The 11,671-nt window shown below is 73.9% G+C and carries 10 protein-coding genes; 5 read left to right on the top strand and 5 right to left on the bottom strand.

Translation table 11 applies throughout. The annotated features are described in order from the left end of the window. Window positions 1-557: 557 nt before the first annotated feature. On the bottom strand, window positions 558-2,540 hold the full coding sequence (locus PYR91_RS36110) for a hypothetical protein (RefSeq protein ID WP_279787487.1): 1,983 nt from the start codon (window positions 2,538-2,540) through the stop codon (window positions 558-560). A 288-nt stretch (window positions 2,541-2,828) separates the two neighbouring features. Next, window positions 2,829-3,470, bottom strand: a complete 642-nt coding sequence (locus tag PYR91_RS36105) for a TetR/AcrR family transcriptional regulator (RefSeq protein WP_279787485.1) — start codon at window positions 3,468-3,470, stop codon at window positions 2,829-2,831. A gap of 68 nt (window positions 3,471-3,538) precedes the next feature. On the opposite strand from PYR91_RS36105, the gene PYR91_RS36100 reads away from it, so the two are divergent. Next, window positions 3,539-4,303: an SDR family oxidoreductase gene (locus PYR91_RS36100; protein WP_279787483.1), complete on the top strand. Its 765-nt coding sequence runs from the start codon at window positions 3,539-3,541 to the stop codon at window positions 4,301-4,303. Between the two features lie 46 nt (window positions 4,304-4,349). Here PYR91_RS36100 and PYR91_RS36095 read toward each other — a convergent pair whose 3' ends face one another. Further along, complete coding sequence (locus PYR91_RS36095; RefSeq protein ID WP_279787482.1) at window positions 4,350-5,474, bottom strand: carotenoid oxygenase family protein; 1,125 nt, start codon at window positions 5,472-5,474, stop codon at window positions 4,350-4,352. An 89-nt stretch (window positions 5,475-5,563) separates the two neighbouring features. On the opposite strand from PYR91_RS36095, the gene PYR91_RS36090 reads away from it, so the two are divergent. Next, on the top strand, window positions 5,564-6,265 hold the full coding sequence (locus PYR91_RS36090) for a TetR/AcrR family transcriptional regulator (protein WP_279787480.1): 702 nt from the start codon (window positions 5,564-5,566) through the stop codon (window positions 6,263-6,265). 150 nt (window positions 6,266-6,415) lie between these two features. Here the strand turns inward: PYR91_RS36090 and PYR91_RS36085 are convergent, their stop codons facing one another. Then, complete coding sequence (locus tag PYR91_RS36085) at window positions 6,416-7,144, bottom strand: rRNA methyltransferase (RefSeq protein WP_279787478.1); 729 nt, start codon at window positions 7,142-7,144, stop codon at window positions 6,416-6,418. After that, window positions 7,141-7,989: a TrmH family RNA methyltransferase gene (locus PYR91_RS36080; protein ID WP_279787476.1), complete on the bottom strand. Its 849-nt coding sequence runs from the start codon at window positions 7,987-7,989 to the stop codon at window positions 7,141-7,143. Before PYR91_RS36080 ends, PYR91_RS36085 begins: the two co-directional genes overlap by 4 nt. A gap of 619 nt (window positions 7,990-8,608) precedes the next feature. Here PYR91_RS36080 and PYR91_RS36075 point away from each other — a divergent pair. The 3 genes from PYR91_RS36075 (at window position 8,609) to PYR91_RS36065 (ending at window position 11,243) form a co-directional block, all read left to right on the top strand. Further along, window positions 8,609-9,451, top strand: a complete 843-nt coding sequence (locus tag PYR91_RS36075) for a nitroreductase/quinone reductase family protein (RefSeq protein WP_279787473.1) — start codon at window positions 8,609-8,611, stop codon at window positions 9,449-9,451. A gap of 338 nt (window positions 9,452-9,789) precedes the next feature. Further along, window positions 9,790-10,311 carry a SigE family RNA polymerase sigma factor gene (locus PYR91_RS36070; RefSeq protein WP_279787472.1) on the top strand — a complete coding sequence of 174 codons (522 nt, stop codon included), beginning with the start codon at window positions 9,790-9,792 and terminating at the stop codon, window positions 10,309-10,311. A gap of 23 nt (window positions 10,312-10,334) precedes the next feature. After that, window positions 10,335-11,243, top strand: coding sequence for a hypothetical protein (locus tag PYR91_RS36065; protein WP_279787470.1), 909 nt, complete (start codon window positions 10,335-10,337; stop codon window positions 11,241-11,243). The last annotated feature ends 428 nt before the right edge of the window (window positions 11,244-11,671 follow it).

The raw sequence follows: 11,671 nt of genomic DNA, 5'->3' as shown, positions 1-11,671 counted from the left end.
GCAAGCCCTCCACCACGGCGAACCGCCCCACCGGCCAGAGTGCCCACCCCTCGGCCAGGCGCCCGCCCCCACGACACGGAAACCCGCCCTCCCGGCCTGACCCCCGCACGCCCGCACCCACCCGGCGCACGTTCCCGCCGGGCGCGGCACCCCGCATCCGGCCCCGCGCCGACGAGATGCCCGACGAGATGCGGTGTGGCGAAGCCGGTAGACGGTTCACAGCGCACGTGATGCGCCTCTGACGTGCGGCACCGTCTCCGCTGCCGCCGCCCGCGACCGGTCCCGGTCGCCTCGGCCCGCCGCGGACCTCGCGGCGTGGCGGCCAGACCCGGTCCCGTGTCCCGTGTCCCCCTTTTTTTCGTCAGCGGCTCCCCGCTCCCGCGCCAGATCGGGTCGCATGGCAGAGCCCGCATCGCCGCCGACGGCCGGCCGACGCTCCGGCGAAGAGCGGTCAGGGCCTCCCGCTCCCCGGCCACGGGGCCGGGCGCGGTGAAGCAGGTACTGGCGTTACCTGGAACGACAGGCGCTGCCGCACCCCGGCAAGGAGGGTGTCTGCGTTATTGGCGGGAGAGTGCGCGAGTGAGGCCTGCCAGGATGGTCGTCGCGAGGATCCACCCCGCAGTGGTCATCCCCGCGGCGAGCCACTGTTGTGCGCCGCGCGGGCCGAAGGCGCTCTCCTGTCCGAAGCTGATGATCGGCAGGAGCAGGTCCAGGGTGTAGAGGAAGGCGTTGAAGGGGGGAGCCTCGCCTGGCTTGAAGGCCGGTGGCTGGTGGGCGATGAAAACGACCGTGCCGACAAGGAGAAGGGCCGCGAGCCAGAGCGCAGCGCGGAAGGGTCGGTAGCCGTACCCGACGGTCCAGTCCTGCACATGTCCCCACAGCCGCGCCCCGAGCTGCCGCCCGGACCGGCGGCGACGCTGTTTGGCCAGCAGCACGTCCCGAGCAGCCTCATCGTGACCCTGCCGGCGGTAGACGGCGGCCAACTGCTCATAGGGTTGAGGTTGGTAGGGCTCCCTGGCCAGCCAGTCGAGTCGCTCCCGGACAGGCAGGGGAGCCTCCAGGCCGTCGTAGGTGAAGCCGTTCATCAGGACGTGAGCAGGCCACCGGCCGGGAGCGTCGTCAAGCACGCCGACCCGACTGTGGCGAAGGTCGACGGCCCGCAGCAGTTGCGTCTGGGGCCCGATCTTCAGCGAAGCCGCTTCCACACCACGAAGGTGAAGGTCACCGTCGATGGTGGTCTCCGCAAGGCACAGCGTGGCGGCGATCCGGGAGTTCCTGATCGAGACGTCTCCCGTGGCCGCGAAGCCTTCGCAGCAGTCGATGCCCCCACCCGCGCTCACCTCCCACAGGGACAGAACCCGCCCGCCGGGATTACTGAGGGCGGCACCGTGAAACTCCAGGCTGCCCTCGATTCGGGCGTTGACGAGCACGATCTCCCCGTCGGCACGGAAGCCTTCGCTGCAGCTGAGCCTGCCGGTGACCCCCAGCCGACGCAGGGAAAGCGCCGTCGCACCCGGGTTGGACAACCTCCCGCCGTCGAAGTTGACCGATCCGCGGACCTGGGTGGAGTCCAGAAAGACCTCTCCGTCCGCCACGAAGCCTGGTGTGAACCGCAGTCCGCTGCCGATCTCCATCAGCGGCGCGTTCAGCGCGCGTCCTGCTGGATTGGCGAGGCTCGCCTGCGCGAAACGGAGCGAACCGGCCACGCGGGCTCCGCGCAGAAGGACTTCGCCTTCGGTCGAGAAGCCGTCATCGACGCGCAGCCCGCCCTCGACGCCGAGTCTCTCCGCGTTCAGGGCGACGCCGTCGGGGTTGGACAGCCGGGCTCCGCTGAAGACGCACCGGCGCCCTATCCGGGCGTCCTGCACGCTCAGCTCCCCCCAGGAGCGGAAACCGCCGGCACACGACAACCCGCCGTCGATGACGACCCCCTCGGCGGTGAGGCTGAAGCCGCCTGACCGCCCGACCCGTGCGCCATCGAGGGTCATCGTCCCGCCGATCCTGGCGCCAACGACGCGTAACTCCCCGTCGACGACGGCGTTCGCGCACAGAAGATCACGGTCGACGATCAGGCCGTCGGCATGGACCGCCTGAAGTGCGTGGATCGCTGCGCCGCTGAGATTCAGTGTTCCGGACACGTGGGCCCCGGCGAGCTGGATGGGGCCGGTCATCTCGCAGTCTTCCAGGCGCAATGCCCCGCCGATCACAGCGTCTACGGCCTGCAGTCCGGGTGCCCGGGAGGCCGCGAGGTCCACCAGGCCGGTGCGGGCTCCGGTGAAGACCGGTGCTTCCTCGAACTCGCACTTGTTCAGGATCAGGGGGTGTTGCACCTCGGCGTACGACAGGTCCAGTCGGCCCGCGATCCGGGCGCCGGACAGGTGCATGCCGGGCGTCTGCCCTGCAAGGCGTTCCCGGGCGCCGAGCAACATCCTTGCGATGATCGCAGCCCGAACGGGGGTGCCGGGAAGATCCACAGGACGCGCTGTGGGAAACGCCTCCCAGAGGGCGAGTTCCGGCTCGGACAGATCCTCGATGATCACAGGGCACTCCTGGAAGGTCGCACGCGCATCGGCAAGGAGAGCCTCCAAGGTCACCACCTGTCTTAGCAACCTTCACGCCCGGCCCATCCCTTGGGTCGCAGAGTGCGCGATTCGCAGCAGATGACCGGTTCTGCGAGAACCGCCGACCGCCCGACGCGTGTCCGATCTGCCGTCGATCTTCGTTCTCAGAGCCTCTCGCGGGACTCTCTTCTCCGAACACCGCCCGCGACACGTTTTGCGACATGACCGAGCTCGCGGATTCGGTTGCCGGTATCGAGCGGCAGGCCGTCAGCGGCTTGCCGGGGGCCCGGCGGGCTCGGTGGGGTGCTCGCCGAAGGCGGCGGTTAGCGCCTTGGCGATGAGCCCGGGCAGGTCGGCGCGCCCGTCGTCCTCGGCCCAGCGCACCAGTGCGGTGTGCATGGCGGCCAGGCACGCGCTGGCCGCCACCTGGGCGTGGAAGGCCGCGTCGGGATCGCCGGCGTCGTGCCCGAGGGCGTCGACGATCGCCCGCTGAAGGGCGTAGTGGTTGTCCAGGTGCCTGGCCCGCAGGGCCGGCGTGGAGATCATGAGGTGGAGCCGGGCGAGCAGGAACGCCCGGTCCGCGGCCGGCTGCCCGCCGTGGCCGCCGGTCAGCGCCGCGGCCGCCTCGACGAGCGCGCCGCCGATGCGCCGGACCAGGGGCCGGTCGGCGGGCGAGGCGGCGATGCGCTCGGCGACGAGCCGGCCGTGCGGGTCGGCGAGCACGAGGTCCTCCTTGGTGGGGAAGTGCCGGTACACGGTCATGGGCGAGACGCCCGCGGCCTGGGCGACGTCGGCCACGGTCGTGGCGTCGTATCCGCGCTCGGTGAACAGCCGGACCGCGTGCGCCTGGATCGCGCGCTGGGTCTCGGCTCTGCGCTGCGCTCGCAGGCTCGACTGCTGGTCCGGCATGTGATAGACCCTACCGGACTGGTAGTAACTACCAGTTTGGGAGTGACTAACAGAAAAGGGTGGGCGACATGACGGATCTGACCGCCAGGACGGCGCTGGTGACCGGGGCGTCGCGCGGCATCGGGCAGGAGATCGCTGCCCGGCTGGCGGCGAAGGGGGCGATGGTCGTCGTGCACTTCGGCACCGACGAGGACGGCGCCGCCGCGACGGTCGAGCGCATCGAGCGCGCCGGCGGGACCGCGCTCGCCGTCGGTGCGGAGCTGGGCGTGGACGGCGACGTCGAGACCCTCTTCGCGGGAGTCGAGGCCGGCCTGGCCGGGCGGCCGCTGGACATCCTGGTCAACAACGCGGCGGCCGCGCCCGCCGGCCCGCTCGGGGCCACGACGCCGGCGCAGTTCGACCGCCTGTTCGCGGTGAACGTGCGGGCGCCGTACTTCATCATCCAGCGGGCGCTGCCGTTGCTGCGCGACGGCGGCCGCATCGTCACCATCTCCTCGGTGGCGACCCGGATGGCCAACCCCGCCCAGACGTCCTTCGCCATGACCAAGGGCGCGGTCGAGACGATGAGCCTGACCCTGGCCAACCAGCTGGGGGCCCGGGGGATCACGGTGAACGCGGTCGCCCCGGGCGCCACCCGGACGGCGGCCAACGGGCCGGCCTTCCAGGCCCCCGGCCTGGCCGAGCTCATCGCCGCCACGACGGCGCTCGGCCGCCTGGGCGCGCCCGGCGACGTCGCCGACGTGGTGGCGTTCCTTGCCTCCGACGCGGCGCGCTGGATCACCGGTCAGGTCATCGACGCCAGCGGCGGCCTGTTCCTCGGGCCGCGCGCCTGACCTCGTGGCGTGCGTCGTGAAGGCGCCGGGACGCGGGGCGGGCGGCTCAGCGGGGGCGGGGGGTGACCCAGGTGGTGTGCTGGGCCTCGGGGGGGTCGGCGGTGAGGTGGACGACGGCGCGGGGCGGGGCGTCCAGGTCGGCGGCGTCCAGGACCAGCAGGTCGCTGCCGTGGCCGGCGAGGTCGCGGGTGAGCACGACCATCCACCCGTCGCCCTCCTCGCGGCCCCGGGGGACCAGGACCGGGCGGCCGGCGGATCGGCCGGGGCCCAGGCGCCGCACCGTGGTGGCGCCGGAGGACAGGTCGTGGCCGACCAGCCCGTGCCCGTCGGGGGTGGACCCGAAGACCAGGTGGTGGCCGCGCCCTGCCCACCGAGGGTCGACCGAGGGCAGCGTGAGGGCGCCGGTCAGCGGCCGCTCGGCCACGGTGCCGCCGGCCGGGTCGATCGTCCAGCGGTGCACCCGCGAGGCGCACTCCCGGGCCCGCAGCGGGTCGCGGATCGCGTCGACCACCACGCGCGTGCCGTCGTCGTAGGCGTTCACCACGGCGGGCACCCGGCAGGCGGCGATGGCGAACCAGCGGGGCTGGGCGCCTTCGGCGGCCCGGCGGGGCAGCAGCCCGATGCGCGCCGGGCGGCCGGGGCGGGCGCGGTAGGGGACGGGGGCGCCGGCCATGGCGGCGGCGCGGTCGTAGGTGACGGGCAGGTCGAAGACCACCACGTAGCGGTCGGTCAGCGCGACCGCGCTCATGAGCGGGGCGCCCTCCAGGGGGAAGGCGCGCGCGGCGCGGATGCCGCCGGGGCCGGCGACCAGGTGCTCGGCCCAGGGCAGGCCGGGGTAGGTGACGACGGTGTGCCATTCGGAGGTGGCGGCGTCGTGCACCGGCTGGGCGATGCTGGCGTGCCGCGACCCGCCGGCCACCGGGTCGGGGTCGGTGGCGGCGGCGGCGCGGCGGGCGGTGCCGCCCGACAGGCGCACCCCCCACAGCAGGTGGCGGCCGGCCGTGCCGTCGGGCCTTTTGGAGGCCCCCGGGTACGGGCTGACGCGCACGTAGACGCCGTCGATCTCGGGGGGAAGCGTGCCGTCCACCGGCAGGGGCTCTTCGCGGGGTGTGGAGGCCGACGCGATGGAAATCAGCGCCGCGATCGGGGCGATGTGCTCCGCGACCGTCATGAGCACCTCCTATGAGGCCAAGTGTTCCACGCACACCGTTATATAACGGTGTTATGTCGAACATAACGGCGTTATGCCATACTGTCAAGGTGAGCCCACGACGATCCAACCCAGACACGCGCCCCGCTCTCGTCGACATCGCCGCCCGCCTGCTGGCCACCGAGGGCCCCCAGGCGCTCACGGCGCGCCGCATCGCCGCGGAGGCCGGCAGCTCCACCATGGCCGTCTACACCAACTTCGGCGGGATGAGCGGCCTGGTCCGCGAGATGGTGTACGAGGGTTTCGCCCGGCTGCAGACCTACTTCTCCCACGTCGAGCACACCGCCGACCCGGTGGCCGACATGGCGCTGTTCGGCCGCGCCTACCGGCACAACGCGCTCACCAACCCTCACCTGTACGCCGTCATGTTCGGCGGCGCCTCGCTGGCGGGCTTCTCCCTGGGCGCCGAGGACCGCCAGTACGGCCGGTACACCCTCACCACGGTGATCGAGTGCGCCACCCGCTGCCTGGAGGCCGGCCGGTTCACCACCGGGGACGCCGTACTCATCGCCCACCAGCTCTGGACGGCCGTCCACGGCCTGGTGACGCTGGAGCTGGGGGAGTACCTCATCGAGCCGTGGAACGCCGAGCGCATCTTCGAGGCCCAGCTCGCCGGCCTGATGGTCGGCGTCGGCGACCGGCTGCCGGCCGCCGCGCGCTCGGTGAGCGACTCGCGCGACCGCCTGCCGGAGTTCCAGAACGTCAACATCGACCCCGCCGCCCTGCTCGACCAGGAGGACGTCCCCTCCTGACCCCGCACGCGCGCCGCCGCCACGGGCGCCCGCGCGGGCGTTCGACGGCGCCGGCGCTGACGAGCGGGTGGGCGACGGTCCCGGTGGTGCCGGCGGGCGCCGGCCGGGCGGGTTCGGCGAAGCCGTGGCGGCCGAGCCCGCGGTGGTGGCCTAGGTCCGGAACAGCGCGACGGCCCGGGTGCCGATCTTGAAGGACGCCCGGGGGCGCGGCCCGCCGCCCGCCGGGACCTTGCGGCCCCGCACCGTCACCGCGATCACGCTGTCGCGCGGGAGCACGGCCGTCAACGCGTCGAGCATGCCGGCGACTCCCGCCGCCGCGCCGGGGCCGTGCCAGTGGGTCTGCTCGCCGTAGGGGACGTCGGTGATCACGATGTCGGGTGCCCGGTGGCCCAGTGCCCGCCGCAGCTGGACGGGGTCCAGCGCGTCGGCCTGGCAGACCGCGTGCGGCAGGTCACCCCCGGCGGCGTCGAGTCCGGCGGCGAGCCGGTGGGCGGCCTGCGCGGCCGAGTCGTACGCCGGTTTGCCGAAGCGGGCGGCGCGCGCCCGCAGATCGGCGGCGCGGGCCGCCAGGCCGGCCCGGGTCAGCAGGGCGAGGTTGCGTTCGGCCAGGCTCCGCGCCCCGGGGTCGAGGTCGGAGGCCAGCACCGAGGCGATCCGGCGCCGGTGCAGCAGCGCCACGACGGTCAGCAGGTAGCCGCCGCCGCAGCACGGGTCCCACAGGACGGCGGGCCGGTCGCCGCCGCGCAGGGCCAGCGCGCGCTGGAAGATCTCGCTGGCCAGCCTGACGGGGAAGGCGGGGAACCCCGGGGCCGAGTGCAGCACCGCGCCGCTGGCCAGGTCCTCGTGGCTGGTCCGGGCGATCGCGTGACGGTAGGTCATGCGGTGGGGCGGCGCCGCTGGCGGGCGGCCTCGTACAGGACCACGGTCGCCGCGCCGGCGGCGTTCAGCGAGCTGGCCGAGCCGGCCATGGGGATGCGCGCCATGGTGTCGCACGCCTGCCGCCATCCCGCGCTCAGCCCGGTGGTCTCGTTGCCGATGACCAGCAGGGTGGGGCCGGTCAGGTCGAGGTCGGCGACGTCGCACGCGCCGCTCTCGTCGGTGCCCGCCACCGTCAGCGGCAGCCCCTGGGCGCGCAGCCGCTCCACCCACTCCAGCACCTCCCGGTGGGAGTGGGACCGCACCACCGGCAGCGCCAGCAGCGACCCGGTGGAGGCCCGCACCGACCGGGGGTCGTAAGGGTCGGCGGCGTGCCCGGTGACGATCAGGCCCGCGCCGCCGAACGCGTCCAGCGAACGCGCCATCGTCCCGATGTTGCCGGGGTTGTTCGGCCGGTCGAACACCGCGCCCAGGAAGGACGGCCCCACCTGGATGCGCGACAGCTCATCGTCTGGCAGCCCGGCCACCGCCACCAGCTCCGGCACGTCCTCGTCCTTGCCGCCCAGCTCCCGCAAAAGGTCGGGGGCCATGGCCACCCGCTCGCCGCCGGCCGCCTTCAGCATGTGCTCGGCCCAGTTCGACAGCGGCCGCTCGGCGTCGTAGATGAGCGCGCGCACCGGCCACCCGAACTCGACCGCCAGGCTGATCGGGCGCACTCCCTGGATCAGGAACTCACCGGCCCGCTGCCGCTTGGCCCGGTTGCCCAGCAGGGCCTGCCACTGCTGGAACCGCGCGTTCGCACGCGTGATGCGCACGTCCCCCGACGCCGAACGCCCTCGATTCGCCACGCCGTCCAGGATAATCGGATCTTCTGGAGGTGTTCTCGCGCGCCGGGGAACCAGCCGGACGTGCACGACCGGCGACGCCTCCCCCTCATGACCGCCACCACCCCTGAACCGCCCGGCGAGACGGGTTCGCCCTTCGCGGGCGGAGGCGGGCCGGTTCCCGTTCGCCTCCGCGCGCGGCGGCCGGCAGGAAAGCCGATGCCACCCGGCCGGCACGCCCCGGGCGCGCGTTGAGCGCCCGGGAAAGCGCGTTGCCCCCGGCGGGCCGCGAACGTTATGGTGGCTTTCGTGACTGCCGGGTCGGCCTTGGGCCATAAGCGAGTGGGGCACCCGGCCCGCGCGTGAGCGCCCGGCGGGCCAGAGGCCCGCCTTCCTCACCTCCACGCATCACGCGTGACATCCTGCCTGATCAGCGGCCTTCGACGCCGCCGGTTTCCCGCGTCTTCCCCCGATCGTCCCCGACGATGAATCGCCGGACGGACGCTTTTCCGGCGCGTCTTCCTTTTCTACGCCGCACCACGGCCGTAATCGGCCCGCCGACATTTCCCAACCGCCCGCCGGGCGGTTCTTCACCATGCCCGCGAACGGTCGCGGGACCACCGAATCGGAGAAACACCCGAAAATGCCCATCGATTTCAACCAGCAGATCATCGAGGAGTTCCGCGCCAACGCCGGACGGGTCGGCGGCCCGTTCGCCGGAGCCCGCCTGCTGCTGCTGACCACCACCGGAGCCCGCTCGGGCGCCCCGCACACCACCCCGCTCGGCTACCTGCCCGACGGGGGCGAGCAGGTGCTGGTCATCGCCTCGGCCGGCGGCGCCCCCCGCCACCCCGACTGGTTCCGCAACCTGACGGCCGACCCCCGCGTCACCGTCGAGAACGGGGTGTTCACCTACGAGGCGCGAGCCGTCGTCCTGGGCGGCGCCGAACGCGACCAGGCCTTCGCCCGCGCGGCGGAGGCCGACCCCGGATGGGCCGACTACCAGGCCAAGACCGCCCGCGTCCTGCCCGTGGTGGCTCTGCGGCAGGTGACCGGCGGGCCGCCGAACATCTCCGCCCCGTCGTGGGGCGCGGCCCTGAAACTGGTGCACGACGGGTTCCGGCACGAGTTCGCGCTGATCCGCAAGGAGATCGCCGAATCGGGCCCCGGGCTGGGCGCCCAGCTCCGGGTCAACTGCCTGACCCTGTGCCAGGGGCTGCACTTCCACCACACCGGCGAGGACGCCGGCATGTTCGCCGTCCTGGGCAGCCGGAATCCCGAGCTGGCCCCCACCCTGGACCGGCTCAACCGCGAGCACGAGCGGATCGCCGCCCTCATGGCCGAGCTGCGAGACGTCCTGTCGGCCGGCGACGCCGACCCCCCGCGCGTGCTGGCCGAGGTCGAGCGGCTCACCGAGGAGGTGGAGAGCCACCTGGCCTACGAGGAGGAGCAGCTCATCCCGATCCTGGACGCCACCCAGCCCTGAGGCCCGCCCCTCCCGGCGCCCGGAAGGAGGCGCAGGACCGCGCCTCTCCTGACGTCCCCGAAGGTCTCGCCGGACCGCGACCGTCCCGGCACCCCCGGGCCACGCGGGACCGCGACCGTCCCGGCGTCCCAAGGGGGGGCGCGCCGGGCCGCGCCGCCCGCGAGACGGCACCGGCACCGGTGCCGTCTCGGTCGGCCGCCCGCCGGGGACGCGGGTGGCCGCCCGCCGGGCAGGCGGGCCGGGGGGGACGCCGGGTCAAGAACGCGTGCGCTCCCGGTCAACCCCCGGCGGGGCTCACGGCGTGTCAGGGGTGGCTTTCACCGACGAGAGGAGACCGGGTGGACGCGGACTTCGCGGACTTCGTGCGACACCGGGGAGAGCACCATCTGAGAACGGCGGTACTGCTCACCGGGAACTGGCACACGGCCGAGGACCTGATGCAGTCCTGCCTGGGCAAGCTGTACCGGGCGTGGCCCCGGCTGGACACCAGCACCGAGCCCGACGCCTACCTGCGCCGCATCCTGGTCAACACCCACCGGTCCTGGTGGCGCGCCCGGTGGCGCCGCGAGATCCCGCGCGCCGAGATGCCCAACCTGCCCGGCCCCGGCGAGCTGGCGGAGGCGCTGGCCGTGGCCGAGGACGTCCGCAACGCGCTGGCCAAGCTGCCCGCCCGCCAGCGCACGGCACTGGTGCTGCGGTTCTTCGCCGACCTGCCCGAACAGGAGGTCGCCGACCTGATGGGCTGCTCGGCCGGGACGGTCAAGACCCACACCCACCGCGGCCTGCGGGCGATGCGGCGGCTGATACCACCCGACACGCTGGTCAACCGAACCGAGGAGGAAGGGAGTGGGATCCGGTGACGAACCGACACGAGGAGCCGTTCATGGATGAGAAGGAACTGCGCGCGTTGCTCATCAAAGCCACCGAGGACCGGCCCGCCGGCATCGACCTCCTGCCGGCGGCGACGCCCCGGCGCCGCCGGACCCGGGTGCTGGTGCCGGCGCTCACCGCGGCCGGCCTGGCCGCCGCCGCGAGCGCGGTCGTGCTGGTCCTGCCCGGGAGCCAGCCCTCGGCGCAGGCGCAGGTGGCGGCCGCGGCCGCCAGCACCGGCAGCGAGAGCTACCGCATACACGGCACCAGCGGCCACAAGGCGTTCGACGGCGCCTTCGACCCCGCCCGGCGCGTGGGCTACGTCACCCAGCCGGCCAACGGGGCCGAGACCCGGTTCGTCGGCGACCTGATGTACGTCAGAACCGGCCACGGCGCCAAGTGGATGGCCGGCCCCCGCATCGAGGGCGAGCTGAACAGCGCCCCGCAGGTGATCGCCCTGGTCAAACTCGCCCCGCTGGACCCCCAGGCGGCGCTGGAGCGGCTGAGGTCGGCCACCGACGTCCGCGAAGGCGGCCCGGCCTCCGGCGAGGGCTGGAGCGGGCAGCGGTTCACGTTCGCGCTCGAGGGCCAGGACGCCGGCCCCGGCAAGCTCCAGGGCGCCTCACCGGACGCCACCGGAACCGTCGACGTCGACGAGCAGGGACGCGTCCGCCGCCTGGAAGTGGCCTTCAGCGACACCGGCCAGCGCAACGTCACCGACTTCACCGACTTCGGCACCGCCGTGACCGTACAGCCGCCCCCCGCCGACCAGATCGAGCAACTGCCGTCCGACAAGAACCCCACCGACAAGCACGCCAACCCGTCCGACGCCCCCCACCGCCCCGAAGGCAAGCCGGTCGACGGCCCCGCCAAGCCCGCCGACAAGCCGTCCGAAGAGCAGCCGAACACCAAGACCCGCTAACCCGTCCACCACCCCTCCCACAGGCCCGGCCGAGCCCCGTCACCCCGCCACCACCAATCCGAACACGCCATACGCCCGCCCCCGCCACACCCTGGCGAACCCACCCGGCGCCGGTGTTGTGGTGTGGCGAGGTCGGCGCCGTGTACGGCGGCCGGGCCGGGCCGGTCCGGGCGGTGGTGGGCGGGATGGTCCCGCCATACCCGGCGGCGTCGCGTTCGCTCCCTTCGGTGGCCCGGGCCTTCCACGGTTCGGCGCGGCGGGCCGGGGGGCCCGGGCCCCCCGGCCCCCGGGGGGGGGGGGTGGGGGGGGGGGGGCCGGGGCCCCCCCGCGGGGCGGCCCCCCCCCCCCCCCCCGCACGCCCGGCCGGGCGGAGCGGGCGGCGGGCCGTGCGGCGGCGCGGAGCGCCGTCGCCTTGATACCTATAAGCA

Origin of the sequence: Sphaerisporangium sp. TRM90804 (assembly GCF_029846175.1) — a bacterium.
Taxonomy (GTDB): domain Bacteria; phylum Actinomycetota; class Actinomycetes; order Streptosporangiales; family Streptosporangiaceae; genus Sphaerisporangium.
The sequence above is the reverse complement of the archived record's forward strand: the minus strand, read 5'-3'. Positions and strand labels throughout refer to the sequence as shown.